This window comes from Paraburkholderia sediminicola, assembly GCF_046027825.1.
In the GTDB taxonomy this organism is placed as follows: Bacteria; Pseudomonadota; Gammaproteobacteria; order Burkholderiales; family Burkholderiaceae; genus Paraburkholderia; species Paraburkholderia sediminicola_D.
In genome coordinates, this window is record NZ_JAQQDU010000125.1 from 1 (window position 1) to 21,422 (window position 21,422).

At 58.8% G+C, this 21,422-nt stretch carries 23 protein-coding genes and 2 pseudogenes; 12 read left to right on the forward strand and 13 right to left on the reverse strand.

Annotated elements, in window-relative coordinates; genetic code table 11:
* Window positions 1–539: 539 nt before the first annotated feature.
* Window positions 540–737: a type II toxin-antitoxin system VapB family antitoxin gene (locus PQQ96_RS37735; RefSeq protein WP_408301878.1), complete on the forward strand. Its 198-nt coding sequence runs from the start codon at window positions 540–542 to the stop codon at window positions 735–737.
* The gene (locus PQQ96_RS37740) at window positions 734–1,105 is read left to right on the forward strand and encodes a type II toxin-antitoxin system VapC family toxin (protein WP_408301880.1); all 372 of its coding nucleotides are present in this window, start codon (window positions 734–736) and stop codon (window positions 1,103–1,105) included. Before PQQ96_RS37735 ends, PQQ96_RS37740 begins: the two co-directional genes overlap by 4 nt.
* A gap of 816 nt (window positions 1,106–1,921) precedes the next feature.
* Here the strand turns inward: PQQ96_RS37740 and PQQ96_RS37745 are convergent.
* Together PQQ96_RS37745 and PQQ96_RS37750 are read right to left on the reverse strand one after the other, a co-directional pair.
* Window positions 1,922–2,143, reverse strand: a complete 222-nt coding sequence (locus PQQ96_RS37745) for a tyrosine-type recombinase/integrase (protein ID WP_408301882.1) — start codon at window positions 2,141–2,143, stop codon at window positions 1,922–1,924.
* 10 nt (window positions 2,144–2,153) lie between these two features.
* Window positions 2,154–2,411 (reverse strand): hypothetical protein, encoded by a 258-nt coding sequence (locus PQQ96_RS37750; protein ID WP_408301884.1) that lies wholly within the window; start codon window positions 2,409–2,411, stop codon window positions 2,154–2,156.
* A 75-nt stretch (window positions 2,412–2,486) separates the two neighbouring features.
* Between PQQ96_RS37750 and istA the strand changes: the two genes are divergently transcribed.
* The 3 genes from istA to PQQ96_RS37765 are packed head-to-tail and all read left to right on the forward strand — an operon-like array spanning window position 2,487 to window position 5,213.
* Window positions 2,487–4,037, forward strand: coding sequence for an IS21 family transposase (gene istA / locus PQQ96_RS37755; RefSeq protein ID WP_408301886.1), 1,551 nt, complete (start codon window positions 2,487–2,489; stop codon window positions 4,035–4,037).
* A gap of 15 nt (window positions 4,038–4,052) precedes the next feature.
* Entirely contained in the window at window positions 4,053–4,796 is a 744-nt protein-coding gene (gene istB / locus PQQ96_RS37760) for an IS21-like element helper ATPase IstB (protein ID WP_408301888.1), read from the forward strand.
* A 60-nt stretch (window positions 4,797–4,856) separates the two neighbouring features.
* Entirely contained in the window at window positions 4,857–5,213 is a 357-nt protein-coding gene (locus PQQ96_RS37765; RefSeq protein WP_408301890.1) for a hypothetical protein, read from the forward strand.
* Window positions 5,214–5,290: 77 nt separating this feature from the next.
* On the opposite strand, the gene PQQ96_RS37770 is transcribed toward PQQ96_RS37765, so the two are convergent.
* Window positions 5,291–6,289 (reverse strand): tyrosine-type recombinase/integrase, encoded by a 999-nt coding sequence (locus PQQ96_RS37770; RefSeq protein ID WP_408301892.1) that lies wholly within the window; start codon window positions 6,287–6,289, stop codon window positions 5,291–5,293.
* A 574-nt stretch (window positions 6,290–6,863) separates the two neighbouring features.
* On the opposite strand from PQQ96_RS37770, the gene PQQ96_RS37775 reads away from it, so the two are divergent.
* A complete protein-coding gene (locus PQQ96_RS37775) occupies window positions 6,864–7,523 on the forward strand; it encodes a hypothetical protein (RefSeq protein ID WP_408301894.1) in 660 nt (219 codons plus the stop codon).
* A 1,051-nt stretch (window positions 7,524–8,574) separates the two neighbouring features.
* Here the strand turns inward: PQQ96_RS37775 and PQQ96_RS37780 are convergent.
* The 3 genes from PQQ96_RS37780 to PQQ96_RS37790 form a co-directional block, all read right to left on the reverse strand.
* On the reverse strand, window positions 8,575–8,952 hold the full coding sequence (locus tag PQQ96_RS37780) for a type II toxin-antitoxin system VapC family toxin (protein WP_408301896.1): 378 nt from the start codon (window positions 8,950–8,952) through the stop codon (window positions 8,575–8,577).
* Entirely contained in the window at window positions 8,952–9,188 is a 237-nt protein-coding gene (locus PQQ96_RS37785) for a type II toxin-antitoxin system Phd/YefM family antitoxin (protein ID WP_027780456.1), read from the reverse strand. Before PQQ96_RS37785 ends, PQQ96_RS37780 begins: the two co-directional genes overlap by 1 nt.
* A gap of 282 nt (window positions 9,189–9,470) precedes the next feature.
* Window positions 9,471–10,496, reverse strand: a complete 1,026-nt coding sequence (locus PQQ96_RS37790; RefSeq protein ID WP_408301898.1) for a DNA-binding protein — start codon at window positions 10,494–10,496, stop codon at window positions 9,471–9,473.
* A 157-nt stretch (window positions 10,497–10,653) separates the two neighbouring features.
* Here PQQ96_RS37790 and PQQ96_RS37795 point away from each other — a divergent pair, with 157 nt between their 5' ends.
* Window positions 10,654–11,832 carry a tyrosine-type recombinase/integrase gene (locus PQQ96_RS37795; RefSeq protein WP_408301900.1) on the forward strand — a complete coding sequence of 393 codons (1,179 nt, stop codon included), beginning with the start codon at window positions 10,654–10,656 and terminating at the stop codon, window positions 11,830–11,832.
* A 407-nt stretch (window positions 11,833–12,239) separates the two neighbouring features.
* Here the strand turns inward: PQQ96_RS37795 and PQQ96_RS37800 are convergent, their stop codons facing one another.
* Window positions 12,240–13,034 carry a Crp/Fnr family transcriptional regulator gene (locus PQQ96_RS37800; RefSeq protein WP_408301901.1) on the reverse strand — a complete coding sequence of 265 codons (795 nt, stop codon included), beginning with the start codon at window positions 13,032–13,034 and terminating at the stop codon, window positions 12,240–12,242.
* On the opposite strand from PQQ96_RS37800, the gene PQQ96_RS37805 reads away from it, so the two are divergent.
* On the forward strand, window positions 13,002–13,733 hold the full coding sequence (locus PQQ96_RS37805) for an IS6 family transposase (RefSeq protein ID WP_266261006.1): 732 nt from the start codon (window positions 13,002–13,004) through the stop codon (window positions 13,731–13,733). The two genes, PQQ96_RS37800 and PQQ96_RS37805, sit on opposite strands and share 33 nt — an antisense overlap.
* A 55-nt stretch (window positions 13,734–13,788) precedes the next feature.
* On the opposite strand, the pseudogene PQQ96_RS37810 reads toward PQQ96_RS37805, so the two are convergent.
* Window positions 13,789–14,025 (reverse strand): annotated as a pseudogene (locus tag PQQ96_RS37810) (transposase); the annotation flags it as partial.
* A gap of 57 nt (window positions 14,026–14,082) precedes the next feature.
* Between PQQ96_RS37810 and PQQ96_RS37815 the strand changes: the two are divergent.
* A pseudogene (locus tag PQQ96_RS37815) lies at window positions 14,083–14,235 on the forward strand (IS5/IS1182 family transposase); the annotation flags it as partial.
* A 443-nt stretch (window positions 14,236–14,678) separates the two neighbouring features.
* Here PQQ96_RS37815 and PQQ96_RS37820 read toward each other — a convergent pair.
* The 3 genes from PQQ96_RS37820 to PQQ96_RS37830 form a co-directional block, all read right to left on the reverse strand.
* Window positions 14,679–16,277 (reverse strand): SagB/ThcOx family dehydrogenase, encoded by a 1,599-nt coding sequence (locus PQQ96_RS37820; RefSeq protein WP_408301903.1) that lies wholly within the window; start codon window positions 16,275–16,277, stop codon window positions 14,679–14,681.
* Between the two features lie 201 nt (window positions 16,278–16,478).
* Window positions 16,479–16,733: a DUF2513 domain-containing protein gene (locus tag PQQ96_RS37825; RefSeq protein WP_408301905.1), complete on the reverse strand. Its 255-nt coding sequence runs from the start codon at window positions 16,731–16,733 to the stop codon at window positions 16,479–16,481.
* Between the two features lie 109 nt (window positions 16,734–16,842).
* Entirely contained in the window at window positions 16,843–17,160 is a 318-nt protein-coding gene (locus PQQ96_RS37830; protein ID WP_408301906.1) for a hypothetical protein, read from the reverse strand.
* Between the two features lie 427 nt (window positions 17,161–17,587).
* Between PQQ96_RS37830 and PQQ96_RS37835 the strand changes: the two genes are divergently transcribed.
* The 3 genes from PQQ96_RS37835 (at window position 17,588) to PQQ96_RS37845 (ending at window position 19,152) form a co-directional block, all read left to right on the forward strand.
* Entirely contained in the window at window positions 17,588–17,848 is a 261-nt protein-coding gene (locus PQQ96_RS37835) for a transcriptional regulator (protein WP_408301912.1), read from the forward strand.
* A 473-nt stretch (window positions 17,849–18,321) separates the two neighbouring features.
* Entirely contained in the window at window positions 18,322–18,546 is a 225-nt protein-coding gene (locus PQQ96_RS37840; RefSeq protein WP_063496116.1) for a CDGSH iron-sulfur domain-containing protein, read from the forward strand.
* Between the two features lie 261 nt (window positions 18,547–18,807).
* Window positions 18,808–19,152 (forward strand): hypothetical protein, encoded by a 345-nt coding sequence (locus PQQ96_RS37845; RefSeq protein ID WP_408301907.1) that lies wholly within the window; start codon window positions 18,808–18,810, stop codon window positions 19,150–19,152.
* A 653-nt stretch (window positions 19,153–19,805) separates the two neighbouring features.
* Here the strand turns inward: PQQ96_RS37845 and PQQ96_RS37850 are convergent.
* Together PQQ96_RS37850 and PQQ96_RS37855 are read right to left on the reverse strand one after the other, a co-directional pair.
* A complete protein-coding gene (locus tag PQQ96_RS37850; protein WP_408301909.1) occupies window positions 19,806–20,963 on the reverse strand; it encodes a PDDEXK nuclease domain-containing protein in 1,158 nt (385 codons plus the stop codon).
* Entirely contained in the window at window positions 20,960–21,238 is a 279-nt protein-coding gene (locus PQQ96_RS37855) for an HU family DNA-binding protein (RefSeq protein WP_408301911.1), read from the reverse strand. The genes PQQ96_RS37850 and PQQ96_RS37855 overlap by 4 nt, the downstream gene beginning before the upstream one ends.
* Window positions 21,239–21,422 lie beyond the last annotated feature (184 nt).

Below are 21,422 nucleotides of genomic sequence, written 5' to 3' on the forward strand. Positions count from 1 at the left end.
CTGATTGGCTTTACGTGGTCTGCCAGTCTCATGTTGGATCCTCGATTCGTTGCTTGGTCAGACCAAATTCAGTTTCATGGAAAGCCCCCAATCTCACTCCTTTTATAGACTCGGGTTTGACATTTGTGGCGCGGGCGGTTTTTCGTAGACGGTTAGTTGCATATTTGAACGTGGCAAAGTTCTGCAAAGTTGAGGCCTTACGGAATACCGGGGATGTAGACCAGAGCAGCCGGCCGATCAGGGACCGCGGCTGCGAACTCTGGTGTCGGTTTTCGATAAACGCGATCAGCCGTTGGATCTGACGCAGTGACGTTGCGTCCTGCACACCTCGATTCGAGCAGGCTTTCGGCTCTGACTTGGGTGACTTTGAATCCGCCCCGCTCACGCGTCGTTATCGCGAACTGGGTTCTTTGCGCGGCCAAGCGCGCAAAGGCGTTCGTATCAAATCTGAAACCAGCCCCGTCGCTGCCTGCTGGGCAGAGGCGCATTTTATAGCATCAAACGATGCTATAATTCAAGCCTAAATTGCGGAGGCATTTATGCGTACTACGATCGCTCTGGACGACGACTTGATCGCCAAGGCGCAAGCCTACACGGGTCTTGACGAAAAGACCGCGCTGGTTCGGGAAGCCCTCAAAGCCCTTATTCAACGTGAGGCCGCACGTCGGCTGGCAAACCTTGGCGGCAGCCAGCCGGGGATTCAAGGGACACCGCGCCGTCGGCACGATGTCGAATGATCCTGGTCGACACGTCCGTGTGGATCGACCACATTAATGCGTCTGATTCGATGTTGGTGACCCTGTTGTCAGAGGAACGCGTACTTGCCCACCCCTACGTGATTGGCGAGATATCTCTTGGCAGCTTGCGCAACCGCGATGTCGTCCTTGGCGCGCTGCTGGATCTTCCGCACGCCCCCATTGCCATGCCAGAGGAGGTTGCCTATCTCATCCAGAGCGAGCAACTCTTCAACCGCGGAATTGGATATGTCGATACTGCACTGCTTGCGTCGGTGCGGTTGCAGCCGGGCGTAACGGTCTGGACGCGCGATAAGCGACTAAAGAAGGTTGCCGACGAACTCGGGGTGAGTGCGATGCTGGGACACTAGTGGCCGGCTCAAACCGTACGGCATCGGGCGCGATACCCTGCCGGTCGTCTACCGGCGCCGCCTTGGCACGGATCGGACAGCCGATCGTGGAGCAAGTCTCCCCAGCTCCATGGATACATGCAGTTCCCTCGCTGGCGTCATCAAAGACATCCGGATGTCTTTACAACACCCAAATCTCAGCGCTGGCAATGCCGAGAGTGTCGAAGCCGGCCCGCGCACAGTCGGAGACTGACTGTCCGATAGATTCAAGAATTTTGCATAAAAGAAATTAGCAACGACAGCACGTGTAGTAGCTTTATAGAAATGTCGTGTTCTAGCCAGATAGAAATGTCGTGTTTGGGCCTGGATATGCTTGCAGTGCATTCACAGAAACTGTTACCGAAATTCGACGTAAACGGTTCAGAAATTTCGTCGTCGTCATTTCTAAATGATTTATGTCGAAAATGAAGGCCGACATGGCCACGTGGCATTTCTGCATGAGTTACGTCAATTCCTCTGAGGCGGGATTCCTTGATACTTTGAGTTCCCCAGGCTGGGATCCAGCGATACAGAGTCCCGGAGCATCAAAAATTCAACGGCGGAAACGCGTCGCGGCCGCAGAGGACATCGGCTTTCGTCGCAATCGAAAGGCTTGGGAAGATCGAATTTGCTGAGCATTAGAGGGTGCCGCATGTCCCGCCCTGACGATATAGTCGGGCTTAAGATTTGAGGCTAGATAATCGAAGCATTGGAGGCTGCGCGCACGTATTCGCAGTACGGGCAAGTGTCACCCCTCCAACGCATCGTGCCCGACTGTGACGAAGTGTCACCTGACTCTTAACCACCAAGACTTTCTATTAGAAAGCGGTCGAGCTCCCGGTACCGCTGCGCGAATTCCTGCGTCGAATAAATGCTGGTGGTCGCTAGGCCCTTGTGACCGAGAAAATTGCGCGCGGTGGCGAGTGCCATTCCGTTGGCCACGCCGTGCAAGCCGAACGTATGGCGCAACCAGTGCGTCGACGCCACAGTAAATGTAGCGCTCAGCTCGGGTGCTTCCACAGAGGCTGCTCTAGCGACGTTCACGAAAAATCGCTTGATTGTTTCGTAAAGCTTGTCCGGCGTGATTGGTTTTTCCTTTTTTGGTGCGTATTTCGGCGAAGCCGAACAGAGATTTCGGTTGAAGCCGAACAGGTTTTTCGCTGGAAGATGAACACGCGTTTCGGTTGAAGTCGAACAGAAGCGCGGGTGTTCCGTAACGGTTGTTCGATTTGCCGAAATGCCTGTTCGGGTTTCCGGAATCGATGTTCGGCAAACCGGAACGGATCATCGGTTTCGTGATGGCGGCGCTGCGTATGGGCCAATCCCCCGGCGTTAAGGTAGCTCCCTTTGGGAGTTACCAACGATGCCGGCACACCGGACAACCATGCGCAGAATCAAGGAAGTGCTCCGCCTGAAGTGGGCATGCAATCTCACGCATCGACAGGTACAGGGCGCGCTCGGCGTCGGCCTGGCGACGATCACGCAATACCTTCAGCTCGCCACTGCGGCCGGACTCGACTGGGCGACGGTCGAACCACTGGAAGAGGATGAACTTGAGCGGCGCGTCCTGTCGCCGGCTTCGCCGCCGGCGCCAGCGAAACGGATCGAGCCCGACTGCACCTTGATTCACCGCGAGTTGCGACGCAAGGGTGTGACGCTGCAACTGCTCTGGGAAGAATACGTCGCGCTCCATCCCGGCGAGCGCACATACCGCTATACGCAGTTCTGCCAGCGCTACAAGGACTGGGCGCAAACGCTCAAGCGCTCGATGCGCCAGCAGCACCGCGCCGGCGAGAAGTTGTTCGCCGACTTTGCCGGGCAGACCATGCCGGTCCTCGCGCGCGACGGCGGGGTTGACTTCCAGGCCCACATCTTTGTGGCCGTGCTTGGCGCCTCGAATTACACGTATGCCTGTGCGACGCCTTCGGAGACAACGCCGGACTGGATCGGCGGCCTGATCGAGGCGATGGAATTCTGCGGCGGCGTCCCCGAACTGCTCGTCCCGGATAACCCCAGAGCGCTGATTGCGAAGCCCGACCGGTACGAACCTGGTCTCGGTCGAACTACGCAGGACTTCGTGAACCACTACGCCACCGCGATGCTGCCGGCGCGGCCACGCAAGCCGCAGGACAAGGCCAAGGTCGAAGTCGGCGTGCAGATCGTCGAACGCTGGATTCTCGCCCGGCTGCGCAATCACCGCTTCTTCAGCCTCGCTGAACTGAACAGGGCGATTGGCAGGCTCATCACCGAGCTGAACCAGCGCCCGTTCAGGAAGCTCGAGGGCAATCGCCGGGAATGGTTCGAACGGCTCGACCAGCCAGCGCTGCGCGCGCTACCTGCGCGTCGGTACGAGATCGCCACGTTCCAGAAGTGTCGGGTGAACATCGATTACCACGTCGAGGTCGACCACCACTATTACAGCGTGCCGCACAGTCTGGTTCGTCAGGAAGTCTATGCTCGCGTCACCCGCCATGGCGTCGAGATCCTGCACAGCGGCAAGCGCGTCGCCGCACACGCGCGCAGCCGGCTCAAGGGCAAGCACACGACGCTGCCCGAACACATGCCAGCGGCGCATCGCGCACACATGGAGTGGACACCGGGTCGCCTGCTGAACTGGGGCGCCTCAATCGGCCCCGGCGCCGAGGCAATCGTCAACCATCTGCTGACCAACCGCCCGCATCCCGAGATGGGTTACCGGGCCTGCCTCGGCCTGCTGGGGCTCGCGCGCAAGTATGGCAAGGATCGGCTCGAAGCAGCCTGCCAGCGGGCCCTCGTCATCGGTTCGCCCACTCGCCGTTCGGTACTCTCGATTCTCGAGTCCGGCCTGGACCGGCAACCCGCACTCCCGTTGCAGCTCACCGAATGGCATTCACCCGAGCACGAGAACGTGCGCGGCCCCGACTATTACCACTGACCTCAGGAGGTCACGATGTTGATGCAGCAAACCCTCACCCAGCTCAAGGCCCTCAAGCTCGACGGCATGGCGCGTGCCTTCGAGGAGCAGGTCTCGCTCACCGCCAGTTCGAGCCTGTCGTTCGAAGAGCGCTTTGGCATCGTCGTCGATCGCGAACTGGCGTGGCGCGACACGCGGCGGCTCGAACGCCTGCTGAAGGCAGCGAAACTCAAGAACCCGCAGGCCTGCATCGAGGACATCGAATACCGGCAGAGCCGGGGTCTTGACCAGCGCGTCGTCGCCACGCTCGCCGGTTGCGACTGGATTCGCAACGCCCAGAACATCATCCTGAGCGGGCCGACCGGCGCGGGCAAGACATGGATTGCCTGCGCATTTGCCCAGCAGGCCTGCCGGCAAGGCTTCGCGGTACTTTATGTACGCGTCGCACGCCTGTTCGAGGAACTGAAGATCGCACACGGCGATGGCAGCTTCACCCGGCGTCTGGCGCAGCTTGCGAAGATAGATGTTCTGTTACTCGACGACTGGGGCCTGCAGGACCTCGATCAGGGCGCACGCAACGATCTGCTGGAAGTCCTCGACGATCGCGTCGGTACCCGCTCGACCATCATCACCAGCCAGTTGCCCCTCGAACACTGGCACGCGTGGCTGCAGGATCCAACGCTTGCAGACGCCATTCTCGATCGTCTCGTGCATCAGGCCCACAAGATCCCGCTCAAGGGCGATTCGATGCGCAAAAAGAACAACCCGGTAACTGCGTAGCCCACGGCAACGTTACGCAGTAACGCGCACGGGAAGCCGTTACGGAGTAACGAAATCAGATTGGAGAAGAACATGGCAAAAACAGCGGCGCAGCGGCAAGCCGCGTACAGGGCGCGGCGCCCTCATGCAGGCAGTGACGGCAACGGCGAGCGATGCCTGAACGTCTGGATCGACACTCGCGCCTCCCTGGCAATTGCAAGACTGGCGCGTCGTTACGCAGTAACGCAACGGGCGTTGATCGAGCGACTGGTCATCGCGGAAGATGAACGTACCCTCGCGGAGATTGAACCTGATTCGGTGCAGTGGCATGCATACTTCGCCGTCACGTCGTTACGCAGTAACGACGACGATCACATGCATGAAAAAGGAGGAAACATGACCCCGGCACAACCGGTCATGCTGCCTGAAACCACCTGATCCCGAACACTCACGCTACAATCCATACACTACGCAGCACCGCCCTCCAGCTTGTTCGACTTCACCGAAACGAGCGTTCACCTTCCCCGAAATCCGCATTTTTGGCGGGGGACGGCTCCTTTGCCTGATGCCCCTCCTTCATTAATGAGTGTCTTTGCTTCTGCCTTGCGCATCGCCTTATCGCGGTTGTCCTCAAGTGCGGGGATTAGGGGCGTATCAGGCGGGCACCGTTCGGGATTTCGACCTAAGCCCCTGAATTCGAGATAATCTTCAAGAACATTAAGCAGACTAGGACAAAGCGGGATCTGCCGTAGCTCGCCGCCTCTGCCTCGTATGTTTAGCGCGGTGATCATGCCGAGTTCTGCACCTGCGAACTTCTCAGAAATGTCGCCTATACAAGCCGATGCGAGCTCTGCTCGCCGCAGGCCAGTGCCGTAGGCGAAGTACACGATAAACCGTATGCGATGGGTCGCGGGTTTGTTATTTGGGAGTCTAAGCAGGCACCGCTGTACGAAACACCATTCATCCCAACTCAGGCTACGCTCGATCTGCACACGGTGAGTCCGCGTCTGGCTTGGTCCAATACTTTGAGTTTCCGTCATCTCCTGCTTGGCCTGTCGCACCTCGGCGAATGAATTGAATCCAAGGTAACCCACTTCTGTCAGGGACCTAAACAGGTTCTTCAGGGTCGTCAAAGCGATTTCCCGGCTCCTGTAGCTCAGCGGCCCCCTAAAAGGCCGCCAGTGGGGATCATCGCGTTTGAATGGCCGCTCCATCACCCAAATCCTTCGCGGCTGTGGATCTCGCAAAAACACATTAATGTATTCAAGACAATCCAAGACAGTAAGGCTTGAGAGTGCCTTTCTCTTGTGAAAATTTGCCCACATCAATAGACGTTCCGCCTCATTGCGATACTTGTAGGCCGCGGTCGGCTGCAGAGCATATTTTCGGAGCCAAAATAAGATCGCATCGTGGTCATTTGCGGCACCGGTTTTGTTACACGACTCCAAATCGCGATTCTCGCCAAGCACACCATTTTGGTCCGACACCGGCAAATATAGTTCGAATGGTCTCATGGCGATACCTTCGCGATGCACGCGCGTTTGCTCTTTGTCAGCATCAACACCCTCCTCGCTCGGAGGCCAAATGCTGAACTTTGCTCAAGCAACCGTAACAATGAATTGGCTACTCATTTCAATTCACATGCGCGCTGTTATGCCGCAGTCGCTGCGGATGCGACTGCTCGATAGTCGATTGCGAATCTCTCGCTGAGGACTCACCCAAGCGCTTGCGAAAGTGCAATTGCCCTTCTGTCGTCTTCATACGAGTGAAGCCAGCTTGATCCCTTTGAAACACCAACAATTTGTCGGCGCGCGCACTCCCACAGTGTCTGCCACCTATCATTGATCATTTGTGAAAGCGTCTTTGACTTGCCGCCTACCTGATGCCAACGATGACGCGATTGGTTTCGAGCCTTTACGTTCATGTGTAGAAATCCCTTTCTGTTCGTGTACGACGTTTCTGAATGGTTTATGTGATTGAATCTTTGACGACTCACGTATAGTGTTTGGGAAGCGTCGGTCGCGCATTGATGCGTTGGCGAAACGCAAATGACCTTCCCGGTGTTTCTCGTTATGCGAGGAAATGCAAATGAACTCCACTCCAAACAGTTTCCGTCAGGGTGATCACTTTATCAAGACTCGAGCGGTGCTCGATGAACTCCGCGCTGAGTTTGATGCAGCGTCCATCGCACTTGACACCGACGAGCGCTTAACAGTCCTGAGAAGAGGTGCAATCCGAGCCGGATTAGCATATCTGGACGCCGCTCTGGATCATCTGAAGTTCGAGGCTCGGCGCTGCATAGACGACCAAACATATGAAGAGGAATTGACAGAAGCTGAGTTCGAGGCACTCGACTCCGAGAAAAATCCTTGGGATCCCGCAACACTTAATCGATTTTCGCTGGAGTTCGACCTTGTTTTGCTGTTCCAGTTGGCCGCAAAAATTTGGCACCTCAACCCTTCAGAATTCTCCCCAACGCCTGAAAATAAAGAAGCCTTACGCAGGACCATCATCAGGCGGGAACTTCTTATGTACCCCCGAAGTGTGAGTGAGCTTGAGATCGACGACGTCGATTTGCGAACTTGTAATGTAGCGGTGGCTTGGGTTAGTACGAAACTTCACCGAGTCATTAGCGCAGCTTCGACTGAAGGCACGCAGCGGCGACACCCGGACGTCGCAGGACTTGACTGCACATATATTTGGAAAATGGCACACGGTTTTAACAATGCGAAAGAACGCCGGGAATAACCAACCTTCTCGAATCGTGATGCAATCGCCAACTCAGGAACCGCGTGCAATGCCTTCTCGTTAGAGTTCGATCATTGTTACTCGAGCAGCGCGATGCTTCATACAGAATTGTTCGTGCAGGACTGGTTTCCCGCCGCGTTTTCACCGCCTTGCCGAGCACTACGGCTTCCGGTTCTATGATTCGTGCCTCATCTCGTTCGCTTTGATTGAAAATTGCGAGGTACTGTACAGCGAAGACATGCAGCACGGCCAAGTCGGCTATGACCGGATGACACTGGTCAATCCATTCCGTTCGCCAAGCAGATATTGACGGATATCGTGCCCTGTGCAGGGTGAGCGCCTCTGCAAACGTCCGATAGCAGAGTAAGGGCGACGGTCATATCCGGAACGGCTTCCCAGCAAGCAGGCCTCTGCTTCAACATCTTCTGGGGCTCAACGTCGCACGTAAGCTACGGACTACGCCGCCAACTCACTTCTTCGCTCCTTCGACCTTTGGTTACCTTCCGGCGGAGCTTACTTTTTGGCATACGACCGTGGAAGCACGCTGCTTGCTATGGCACGCGTTCTATCCGGGACCATGTTGAAAATATCGACAACTTTGCTGATGTAAAATTAATAAGGATTACTTTTTTGTTGTAGCCGTCATGCAGTAACCAAGAGCGTTCGCGCGGATGCCCTTCAGCTCCAGAGTTCCTCGTTCCACCTAGCAGTCTCGTAGCCGTGCCGGGCCAATAGATCAAACACCGCTTCGTCTAGTCTGTCCAACGTTGTAGGTACCCACTGCTCATGAACGCAGTTGGCGTACGTCACAGCACTCTTCGTCGTCTCCGCAACGAAGAGCGGCTCGCGTTGTTGGACAGACTCGGTGGAAACACAACCGGATAGAGAGGTAAATGATGCAAGCAGGATGATTTTTCTCATAGTGTAAGGCGTTTGCTGATGATGATGAAGTTCATGCGCTTTTCCTATCGTGAGCGCGCGCCGCTGTCCGTCGCCAGATGAACGCGTTTCATCTTCGCCATCTGTTTCAAAGGCAGGCTCATGGCTTTTCCTACACTGTGATAACGAGGTCGGTGTACTTCGACAGATGGCCGTCCGAAGTCACCAACCGCAACGGCTCTGACATTGCCTGCGCAACCAGAAGCCGGTCAAACGGATCGCGGTGAATGTCGGGCAGATTGCGAACGAGCGCAGCATGAACGGCCCGCACTGGCAGTTCAATGAATCCGCTGGCCTCAATTTCTGAGACGAGCATATCGACGTCGGCCTCAAGTTTGCCGAGGCCGACCTTGATCGAAGCCTCCCAGACGCTCGCGCTGCTTACATACACTTCATCAGCTTCCAGAATCAGCTTGCGCGCCGCTTTGGTCAGCTTGCGGTCATCCATGACCGACCAGAGGAAAACGTGTGTATCGAGAAGCAGGCGCATCAACGACCCTCGAATGTTGCGATCACATCATCGGGGAGCGGTGCATCGAAGTCGTCCGCAATACGGACCTTGCCCTTGAGGCCGCCGAAACGCCGCGTGACCTTCGCCCGTTCCATCGGCACCAGTCGGGCGGCCGGCTTGCCAGCCTTGGCGATGACGATTTCCTCGCCGCTGGCTGCGGCATCGACCAGCCGTGAAAACTGGGTTTTCGCTTCATGAATATTGACGGTCTGCATAACTGCTCCTAGTGGACTAAGCCCATATTAGTCCACCAGGCTATACCGGTCAAGCGGCAATCTTCCGCCACAGGAATTAACGGCACAAACACACCAGGCTTGAGGCATACGGCGTCTCGGAATACGCGCGCATGCTCGGCTTGTTCAGAGGAAGTTTGAGGCCATCAGACCCAAAACACGCGTGTGCGGCCCGTGCTGGTTCGTGTCCTCGGAAAACCCGGTGGCACAGCGGCGGGCGCTGCATGGCATCGGTTGAGCGACGTAACGGGGCCGACACTGGAGTCAGGATGCTGATCGCTTCCTCGTCGCGACCTTGGGTGTAGCGCGGCGAGGCTTGCTGGTCTCGACGGAGGGTAGCGGGCGTTTCCGCGTCGCCGCCTGGTTCGCGACGGTGGTCGCGAGTTGCAATCTCAGCGCGTCGAGTTCCCTGACGTATGCCGCATTCGAGCTGCGAAGCGCTTCCAGATTCCCCTCCACGACGCCGGCGTGATGACGCGCGTCGCCAAGCTGAACCTGCAGCGCCTGGGTTTCCTGCCGGTGCCGGGCCTCGCCCTGCTCCGCCCTGCGCGCGGCCGCTTCAAGCTCCTTCTGGGACCGTGCGTTCATGCCACGCTCACGCTCGATCTCAAGGAGCGCCCGCTTCTCGGCTGCCCGCAAACGCTCTTCCGCGAGCTCAGCGCTGCTCCGCAGTTTGTCGAGTTCACCTGAAAAATCCGCCCTCGCCTGCACCAGTGCCCGGTCACGCGCACCGATCTCATCTTGCTGCCGCACGATTTCAGTCTCGAGCGCCTGACGCGTCGCCTCCCCCGCGGCCTGCGCCTGCTCAAGCTCCTGAATGCGCACCTGTGCCGCCAGCAACGCGCCGGTGCGCTGCTCAAGTGCCGTTTCGGTCCGCGCGAGTTCGGCCTGCAGCGACGCTACCTCGTTGCGCGCGCTGGCTTTCTCCGCCTCGGCATCTGTCCGCAGCGCTTCAAGCGCCGCCTGCGCTGATGCGGTGGCCTTCGTCCACAACGACGCGACCAGTTCCCCGGCGGCCGCCTGCAACTCCGCCGGCAGATCGGGATGATCGATCCGCACCCTGCTCTTCTCGCGCAACTCAACCCAGAATTCCCCGAGCACCTGAGTCGGCGTACTCATACTGCCACGCCTCACCAGCTGATACAGCCGGTTTGCGGTCGGCGTGATGCCGAAGCGGAAGAACAGCAGCGCGCAGACTTCGCGGTACAGCTCGCGGGTCTTCGGGAATGCGACCTTCAGGCGGTCGATTTCGGCGGCGAGGCGGGCTTCGTCGGGCAGGACGTTGGACATGGGAGCGGTTTCAGTGAATTTAGTAAATAATATAACGTAAACCGTTTTATATCCAATTCACACAAGTACTAATTTTGACATTATGGCTATAATGTCGAGATTCTGGATGGCTCCATCGCCAGCGAACGCACACCCCCATTCAACTTCAGAACACCCCATGACCGCCCAGCTGCTACCTCCGCAGCCCATCGGAAGCCTGACCATCCCGCCCGAGCTGGACGGCAGTGCGGGCAGGAATCGCGCGCGAAGCGGTATCGCCCAGATCGCGGCCGGCAACGATCTCGACGCAATCCGCGCATGGCTGGCCCGCTTTGTCGATACGAAAACCACTTTCGACAACTACCGCAAGGAAGCCGAACGGCTGCTACTCTGGGGCGTGCTCCAGATCGGCAAGCCGCTGTCGTCACTGACCCATGAGGACCTGCTGGTCTATCAGCACTTCCTGGCCGATCCGCAACCCCGCGCACGATGGACGGCCAGTGGTGGGCGCAAGCATCCACGTGGCGATCCGCGCTGGCGTCCGTTCTACGGTCCGCTCTCTTCCACCAGCCAGCGGCAGGCGATGGTGATTCTCAACGTCATGTTCGCGTGGCTGGTGCAGGCCGGGTATCTGGCGGGTAATCCGTTATCGCTGGCGCGTCAGCGCGCACGGCATGCCAAGCCGCGCGTCACGCGCTATCTGTCGCCTGAGCTATGGCTTGAAGTCAAAACCTTTATCCAGGAGATGCCCAAAGGGACGAGCCGTGAGCGCGAACATTACGCGCGCGTGCGCTGGCTGTTCACCCTGCTCTATCTGGGTGGCCTGCGGATCACCGAAGTGGGTGAAAACACCATGGGCCGATTCTTCCGCCGTCGCGACGCAAACGGCGAAGATCGCTGGTGGCTGGAGATACTGGGCAAAGGCGGTAAGGAGCGGCTGGTGCCGGCCACCTCGGAAATGATGGCGGAGCTCTCGGCCTACCGTCGCGAACGGGGACTGCCGGCCCTTCCGTCCCAGCACGAAGATACGCCGCTGGTACTGCCGATCGGCCAGTCGCTCAAACCGCTGACGCGCGCCGCGTTACATCGGATTGTGAAGGAGGTTTTCGGCGGCACGGCCGACGCGCTGCGAGCCCGCGGCGAATCACATGCGCCACGAGCCGATCAACTCGAGCAGGCGTCAGCGCACTGGCTGCGGCACAGCGCAGGGTCGCATATGGCTGACCAGCAGGTCGACTTGCGGCTCGTGCGTGACAATCTCGGGCATGCGTCGCTCACGACCACCAGTCAGTACCTTCACGTGGACGACGATCGTCGTCATCGTGAAACGGATGAAAAGCACCGCATTGGCTGGTAGCCTAGACGGCTGAAGTTCGGCCATAGCGGTCCAGATATGCCCGCTCGATGCTCGAGAACGGCCGTTCGTCGACGACAACGGCGACCGGGTGTTATCGACTTTTGACGAATGCGTACTTTCGACCCTGCAGAGACATTCTTCTTCCGACGACGAACGTCCGTCATCCCGCCGCAGACCAGACGTTCGTAGACATCGACCGACACTTCCAAAGCTTGGGGGTAGTGTACTTCTGCCTCGAGTCCACGGTTGCGTGGTTTATCTCGAATGGTCGCCGCAATCTTGCCGAGGCTCAGTCGTCAGTTCCAAGCGTGACAAAATTCGCGCTACTCCAGATTCCCAATCACATCGCAAGCGAGCATTTCCGAGGACTGATTGGTTATGGATCGAGTCCAGCGAACGTAGCCTAGCTACGTCGTGAGCTCGTGCAGCTTACGCATACCTTCGCGCAGCCAGTCGAATACTGTGTGTTCGCCGTCGGCCGTGGCTGGCGCCACGACATTTAGGCTGCGCAGCGCCTCCCGCCGTTGGGACAGAAGACGGCACATCTGCTGGCCGATTTCGGGGCGGCTCTTGAGCAACGGTGTCAAGTCAGTCTTGTCGAGCCGGTAGAGTACGGCTTTTGTTACCGCCGTGACCTGCGCGTCGAGCGGCAGTCCGGCGAGCACACCCGCTTCGCCGATTGAGTCGCCCGGTCCAAGATGCATCGATTCGGACGAACCGGAAGCACCGGCGACGACGAGGGAGATCACTCCCGATTCGACGATCAACAGATAGTCGGTCACTGCACCGGCGGATACCGCGACCTGGTCAGATTCGTATTCGTGACGCGAAAGTCGCCTCGAGAGTGCCTCAATCTCATCCTGTGGCAACGCCCGAAACAGTTCGACGCTCGACAGCACACGTTGCCGACGATCTACGTCCTGGCGGGGTGGCGGCGCCACGCCAAGCGGCCGCAGATCAATACCGGCTGCAGCGAGGTGCCGGTAGCACAGATCGTAGAGTTCGTTGACCACGGCTACCTTTCTCGCCATATCGTCGATATAGGCATTCACCTGGTATTCGATAGAATTGACCGATGCCTTCGCGATAACTGCATAGGGCGCCGGCGTCTTCATCACAGCCCCTGCAGGCTTTGTCACGTTGCCGAGGTGGTCGCGTAAAATCGGGAGATGAAAAAGACGAAATCTCTCTATCACGGCCATCGCTTCCCGGCGGTGGTGATCAGTTGTGCCGTTCGCTGGTATTTCCGGTTTCAGTTGAGCTTGCGCGACATTGAAGAGCTGCTCTTCGAGCGCGGCGTCGTGGTGAGTTACGAAACCGTTCGCCGCTGGTGCGATAAATTTGGCACGGGGTTCGCGTATCGCGCCAAGGCTGTGCGACGCAAACCGGGCAGTACCTGGCATCTCGATGAGTTGTTCGTGAGGCTGCGCGGTGAACCTTATGTGCTGTGGCGAGCCGTCGACGAGCACGGCGCCGAACTCGATATCCTGCTGCAGAAGCGGCGCGACACGGCCGCAGCCGAACGATTCTTCAGGCGCGTGCTTCGTTCGTGCCCGGTGCCGCGCAGGATCGTCACCGACCAGTTGCGCAGTTATCCGGCCGCGAAGTCCAGGATCCCCGAGCTGGCAAACGCCAGACACGTGTTCGTTAAGGCTGCAGCCCGCGTGAACAATCGGGCCGAGAATAGCCATCAACCTACGCGTGAACGTGAGCGGCGCTTGCGCGGGTTTCGCGACCCAAAGCGCACCCAGGTGTTTCTCTCGAGCTTCGGACCGATCCGGCAGCACTTCGCGCTCAAGCGACATTTGCTTCGCGCTTCTCTCTACCGCAAACAGCTCGCTCAGCGTTTTGACGCATGGCATCGTTTCACCGAACTCACCCAGAATCCGTCAGCCGTCTGAGCAGATACGCGTCCTCTGTAGATTTGCGCCGTCGATCAGCCAACGTGACAATGCCCACGGCTTCTCCAGCCTTCACCGCAGCCAGGCTGCCTTCCTCGTATTGCTTGCGCCACGCAAACACCTGGTTTGGGTTGACCCCGTGCCGTCGGGCAACCGCTGAAACCGTTGCTCTCGGCTCCAGGGTTTCCTGCACGATGGCCACTTTTTCCTGGACCGAACGTCGACGACGGCGCTCCGGCTCGGTCAGAACTTCAATGCTTTCCACGATTTGCCTAGGCTTGAAACTAGTCACAAGATTCCCTCTTATTTTAAGGGGTGTCTCGTGTCCTGAGAATCAAGGGGCTACTCCATCAAACGCATCCTGAAACTGGACCGTCTGCGACTGCGCGGTCCAAGCGGTGCCCATGATGAGTTTCTGATGGCAGCAACTGCGCAAAATCTGCGAAGAATGGCCAAGCGGCTTGTGCCAGGAAGCAAGCAGATGAACCAGGCAGTCGCATGACGGGCAACGGGGATCGTTGCCTCGGTCAAGTTGCCGCTTCGCCGATCGCCACAACTCGAAAACGTGCTGCTGACTCCAGCGCTTCGAGCCAAAACAAGACTTTTTCAACACAATCCTTCATTAAGGAGACATTCGCGGAGGTTAGCGTGGCAACGTTCGGCCGAAGCGGCCGCTCATGCCTTTCCAGTTGCGACCACTCGAAAATGTCCGCTTCGATGCAAATCTAATAGACGCTTTCAACCATCGCTGCCTTGGAAAACATACCTTAAAGCAGGCTTTCTGGCGACGGTTCTATTCTTCGTATGGGGGCGAGTCGCTTTCCTTTTTATTCTCACGCCAATACGCTTGGTTCGCCGCGCATTGATAAGGAAAACGAGGACTATGTGTGACGTTCAATCGCCGGGCATACCGTCTCACCACGATCGGGACATGAGGTTCTCGCTTCAAGGCTGAACTTCATACGGTGGACATGTGGACAGGCGCTGATCGTCTACCGCACGGCCGACGGTGAAGTGATACAGGCTTTGCCAGGTGTGATCCTTCACACCGAGCAGTGCGTGCATTTCATCATCGAAAAAGCAGCCAATCCCTGTCGCGCGCACGCCTGCGGCTTCGGCTTCGAGATAGAGCGCCTGGCCAAGAATGCCGCATTCCCAGAACAGATGGCGATAACGCCATGGCTGCTTCAACGCGATTCCGAATCCCGCGATCATCCCCAGCGCAAAGCAGGAGTCGGCGCCGATATCCTGGTGGCAGCAGATCGACTTTGCCGTGGCGCGCAAATCGTAAGGCAGCAGAAGATAGAGCGGCAGATGATCGGGGCCGGTCTTTTGCCACAGCCATTCTGGACGTAGAGACCGCTTGAGATCCGGCAGCGCGCCTGGATTTCTCACGAACATATACAGGCCCGGCTCCAGGTCGCCCACGCGGTGCACCATTAGCGCGGCATGCACTGCTGCAGGAGACCCCAGCGCATTCCACGGCGGCGTGTCATGACGTGGCAACAGGCACGCCAGCATGCTGAAAAACGCCGCATTGGCGATGTACGTCGTGCCGTCGAAATTCACCGCGCTGCGACGCTGCCGCGCGATCCGGGCAAAGCTGAGATCAAGGGCGGGCGCCGCGGGCGACGGATGCAGCTCCCGATCCGGCGAGGTTGGTTCGCGAGTACGGGCCTTATGCGTGGCGCGATGGATCGAATCGATATCCGGCCACTTCACATGTCCCGGACTGAGCAGATTCGCGCGTCCACGCCACTGTGCGCTATCCAAAGCGATCAGCATGCGCTCAGGATCAGGCCGCAATTCAGGGTTGCCGATCCAGAGCAACCCATCCGGCACCTCTGCTTCTGCCTCCCCGAAATCTTCTCCGCGGTTCAATCCAAGCAGGTTGGCCACTGCGTCGTCCGCAGCCGCCTCCACCAGCCGCGTCTGCCAGCCAAGTGCTGCCGCTGCGTAACTCACTGCGGCGATGACATGGCCGCAATCGTGCTGGCAGTAGCGCCAGGCGCGCATGCCGTATTTCCACGCCTCGCGCCAGGGGATCGAGCTTATGCCGACCAGGACGCCACTTTGCGGGAACGCCTCGCTCCATCGTTCGTCATCCACCGCAGCGCGACAGTCAAAGGAATGGTCCCGGCTCCGGTAATGGTAGACCCCACCGGACAAGCCGGGCAGAGTCGGACACAGAAGATAGCCCTCGGTCGGATGCAGATTTCCGCTCGAAGGGTTGCAGCGCAGTGCCCACCGCTGGGTGCCGTAGGATTTCCACGCCGACAGGCCGAGCGAAAGTTCGAACAGGATGGCCAGACTGGAAAGATCGAATCTGCGCGCGGGCGGCAAAGCGCCGCAGCGCAGTTCGTTGTAGCGTGTAGTCAGGCTATCCGCGGCTAACGGCAGACCAATGCGCGGTGCGCCGTGAAACACCCGGAACGGATCCGGTTGGGTTGCCCAGTCGAGTTTCCCGGGGCCAGGGGCGTAGCCGCTGACGCGATGCTTGCTGCGCTCGTGATAGTTAAGCATCGCATGCTTTAACCGGTCCATGTTCCCCTCAGACCAGGAATATCCGCACATGCGGCTGTACAAAACCGGCTGGCTGGACGTTGGGGCGCGGTCGTCATCAAGTCGTGGAATCGAACGCGCTTCGGCAAACTGCTATTGCGTTCGGCGCCTCCTGTGCGATGCCCCGGCAATCGGGTTGTCTTCACGAAAGCCGCGGGATGTTTCCAGCGCTTAGGTCACCCTTCAGGTGTCTTCGAAGGTATTCGGGACCGCCGACTTCAAAAACTCGTGGCCATCCCAGGTTAGCCGCCAGTCGCTACCCATCGGGCGGACGAGATTTGCGTCGGCCAGCAGGTTCAACTGATACCACACACCCCGGTTCGAAACATCGAACGCATCCTTGAGCGCGCTTTCAAGGTCAAATTCGTTGAGGTGCGGGGATTTGTTTTCCTCGAGAGTCCTCAATATTGCGAGTGCCAGATTCATATCGCGTTTCACGATCTCCTCCTGTCGCAGATAGGACATACTTCGGGTTCCAAACAGGCTCATGCCACGGTCCGAACGCGTAGGGTGAATTTCAACACCAGTCGCGAGCGCTGCCTGGGTTTCAACGCTTCGGTCCCCTCATACCCTCGGTTTCCATCGCAGCATGCCGCTCTTCGCAGGCTTCAATGGGTTCCATGGTCTCGTCGATGGAAGCTGTCGCGCGTTCTGTGGCCGCCTTCGTTTCGTCGACGGTGGAACCGAGTCCTCCGTCGTCGTCGCTCGGGGGCTCCAGCATGTCTCGAAGCATGGCCTCCAACTCCGGCGTGTCCCACGGCGTGCCATGCTGCTCTCTTTTCTTTATGTAGTGCCTGACTTCTGCGTCCTGCTCCGGCGTCAGGGGAAGACCTCGAAATGTGCTTTGGGGAGTAGCGTCGGTCATGGTATTGCTCCGGAATTTATCCCATTTTGAGTGTAGCCCTGTTGTGGCCAACGAGCCTCTGCTATCGGTCTGCGCATGGACTGATCCGTCCATTCGTATCGGCTCATCCAGCGAGCGGACGTTGCAATCGGCACAGATACGAGCCCGGGCGCTTTGCGCACCGATGCAAATTGCGACGGGTCATGAAGGATGGCAGGAACTATGACAAAACTGTTCGGACAGTTTTCCATCGAGGGCGTGCACAAAAGCTGTACGCTGATGATTCCCGACTGCGACAGGATCGGACCCGGATGAGCGGATGGCATTCGGCTTTCACAACCTCAGCCGCAGCTATGACGCACTCGGGCACTGCGTAACGTTCTGGGGTTATGACAACGTCGTGAAGGGGACCACGAATATCGGTGTCGGACAGACGGGAGGGCGGAAGATGCGACTGATCGAACCGGATGAACGCCAGGCTTTCCTGGCGACCTTGCAGCGCAAGGGACTGGCAGAAGGTGAATTCGAACTGCTGGAAACGGATACGACTGACCCCAAGGGCGACGAGAACGTCGGCCTGCAGGGATATGTCACCGTAACCAGACTATCAACACAAATTGCGAGGGAATACCCCATCGGCTTCGAAACAGTTTGGGTACAGCATTTCAAACAGGATCTCGAAACTGGCGTCTTCGATAAGCCGGAATGAGATCCCGCTGTTGCGGCAAACTCTCCGAGCGGGGCAAGCACGTATGGCGAAGTGGAAGCGGGATCAACGGGGGGGAGGGAGTGATGTGGCCTTGTCGATCCGGAGCGATGCGGGCGGCCTCGATCAGTAACCCCAGGCATCCCGGAGCCCAATGCGCCTACGCGGCGGTCTTGACTGGTGTCAGCGTGGCCCTGCCACGTCGCGCCCTGCAATCGCACAGGTGACCGTCCGCTTACGGGCGTCGAGTTCGAGCGTCCGAAACTGTGGCCGATAGTTACCGCCACCAAGCCAGATCATGATGTCCTCATACCATTCGCGGCGAACCTTTCCACAAGCTTTTGTGCGATGCCACAACGCTCGCCGCACCTTCACGCGGTATCAAATATAGACTGAACTTGGCCTGTATTCAGGTTGCCGCATCGAGTGTCCCGAACGTGTGCGGAACGCGTGATTCAGAATCAGCGGAGGCGCAAATGGCGACTGCGATTATTACCCCCCGGAATGATGGCCCGTACCACATCAAGGGCGACTTCAAGATTACCACTCAAGGCGGGAAAAATATTGAGGTGGATAAGGACGAGGTCTGGCTGTGTCGATGTGGCCACTCGCAGAACAAGCCATTCTGCGACGGTTCGCACAAGAAGTACGAGTTCAAGAGCAATCTTGACGAACAGCCGCAGGAAGGTGAAACACCCTGATGCATCAGGCGCTGTCGACAAGTTCGGCGCGGGCTTCGCACATGCGTCAAGGCTGTGCATCGTCCCAAGGAGACTGTGCGTGGTTTCACGCTGCCCGAGCGCGCGCAGGCACACAGCAAAAGCAGACGATGGGGGGCGCGAGTGTCGCGGACATCGCTAACCGGAAGGCGCGTTCTTGCAGTGCTCGTACTCTGCATAGGTGTTACGTGTCTGGCAATTGGCGCGCCGCTGCTGGTCGAGTTGTCAGTGATCAGCCGTGCCATGAGCGATTTTCGGCTGGGTGAGGCGGTCGAAAACGCCCGAATTTCCCGTGGCGAAAAGCCTGCTATCGAGGATCTCCTTAACCCGCCATACCTGAAGCGATACGGCCTGGACCTAAACGTGTACGCGGACAAGCACGGCCGTTTTTTGCCAACAGGCTCTGACTGGCAACAATGGGGACTTCGGACAAAGGCGGCGGCGACTGTGATGTGGCTGGGTCATGATCCGCCCGGGACATGGTGGACCTTCGGTCAGATAAGGTGCGTCGATCGCTTTTACGAAGCTTATGGCGACAGCGAGCCGATTGTCGATGTCGCTGATGCTTGCCTCGGCGAGCCACATTGAGCAACGTATGTGCAATCGGGGAGGCGCGGCCGAGCAAGAAGATCGGGACTTCACAAAATGAGCTGGATATCGCGCGCTTCCGGGACAAAACATGTCGCGGAACTCGCGCTGAAGATTGCCGGCTAGCGCCACCAACTCGACCGCGCACGTCTCGCCCGAAACCGATCGAACGTCACCCGCATCCGCAAGGCCCGCCCTCCCCCCTTTTCGTGTCCGCGGGATCCGTTCGTGGTTCTCGAAAGCAGACAGACCGCGCATCATGTAGGGTGGCACGCGGCCGCAATCGGCAGCCGGCCTGAATGGCCGATGACTTGCCGGCAGACACCAGGGGACGAATGGCTGTTTCACCTTTTGCAAGCGGTCACTGAGGTCGCGGTTGACTGAACGGCAGAAGAGGGGCGACAAGAGGCTGTCGTGCCTGCCCGACAGCGGCAGTTCACGAACCCGGCGATGTGATCATATGAGGCGAGACTGCGGTTACAGATTCGCTTGCTGACCTGCCCATTAAGCTAATATTCCTATCTTGATGGGTCGGTTTTCTGTCAGAACTGGCAGATGTGAAAACGCGTCACCCGTTCCACATGACGATGCGGTACCGGCTCGCGGCCTCGCCTCCGGATGACCGGAACCCTGCAGGGCGTCGGGACCAGACCTTACGCAGCCCCGGTACGCCGCTCCAGTTCCGCTGTCGTGCGCTCCAGCTCCTGTACGATCATCGCTTCATCGGGCAACACCGTCTGGTACTCCGCCGCGAGAATCTTGTTCGGCAGGTTGTCCAGCGCGTAGTGTGCTTCGGCTGCACCTTTTTCGGCGCACAGGATCAGGCCGACAGGTGGATTCTCCCCAGGCTTCATCCAGTGCTCGCGCGCGTAGTTCAGATAGAGATGCATCTGCCCGGCGTCGACATAGCTGAAGCGACCGACCTTGAGATCGATGATGACCAGGCATCTCAAACGTCGATGGAAAAACACCAGATCGACCCTGAACCACGTGTCGTCGATTCTCAGGCGGCGCTGCCGGCCGACGAAAGCGAAGTCGTCGCCGAGCTCCAGCAGGAAATCCGCCAGATGCTGGATCAGCGCCTCCTCAAGATCCGATTCCGAGTACTCGTCCCTGATGTCGAGAAACTCGAGGACGAACGGGTCGCGAATCGCCTCCTCTGGCGTGAGCAGATCACCCGGCTGGACATCGGCGGCTTTCCTGAGCAGGGTCGCCTTGTTGCGCGACAGCGCCAGCCGCTCGTAAAGCTGGCTACTGATCTGGCGGTCGAGCTGGCGCACCGACCAGCCTTCGCGCAACGCCTCTGTTTCATAGAAAGCGCGAGCGGCCGCCGTCTTCACGGAAAGCAGGCGCACATAGGCGGACCACGGCAACGTAAAACGGGTGGCGAGCGCCATGTAGTCGGGCGCCGTTGCCGTGGCGTCGACAACGTCTTTCGCTGGCAGCGATTTTCCAGACAGTGTCTGGACATTCTCGGGAGCTGCCGATTTTCCAGACACCGTCTGGAAAATCTCCGCCACCGGCCAGGCGGAATAAAACGCGCGCATGCTGGCCAGATTGGCCCTACCGAATCCGCGTCCGAAACGGCGGGTCAGGTCCTCCGCGAGCCGGGCGATCAGCGCCTGTCCGTAACCGGCGCGCGCCTGCCCGCCCTGCTCGCTGGCGACGATCCGCCGGCCGATCTCCCAGTAGGCGGCGGTCATCACGGCATTGACGTTGCGTGCCGCCGTGCGTCGCGCCGACTCGACGACACTGACCACTTCCTGGTGCAGCCCGGCGTAGTCGCCGGGCGCGATCGCCACCTTCGTCATGACGCGTTGACGGCATCCTTGAACGCCTTGCCCGCAGTGAACTTGACGGTCTTCGCCGCGGGGATCTGGATTTCGGCGCCGGTCGCCGGATTGCGGCCGACCCGTGCGGCGCGCGCACCCGTGGAAAACGAGCCGAAGCCGATCAGTTGCACGGCGTCACCGGCAATCAGCGTGCGCATGATCGCCGCGAGCACCGCATCGATGGCGTCTCCGGTGGCGGCCTTGGTGTCGCCGGTGCGACCGGCGACCGCGTCGATAAGTTCCTGTTTGTTCATGGACAGCCCTGATCTGTGAGTGAAACCCGCACCCTACCGCATCGCATGGCTCTGAGGCAAACCGGACGCTGGCCGACGTCAGCGCATCGCTGGCGCCCTGCCCTGCCTTCGCCCGAGGATCCCGCGTCGCCGGTGACGACCGGAAAGCGCCGCGCTGAAAAATCGCCACATCTGATAACTGGAG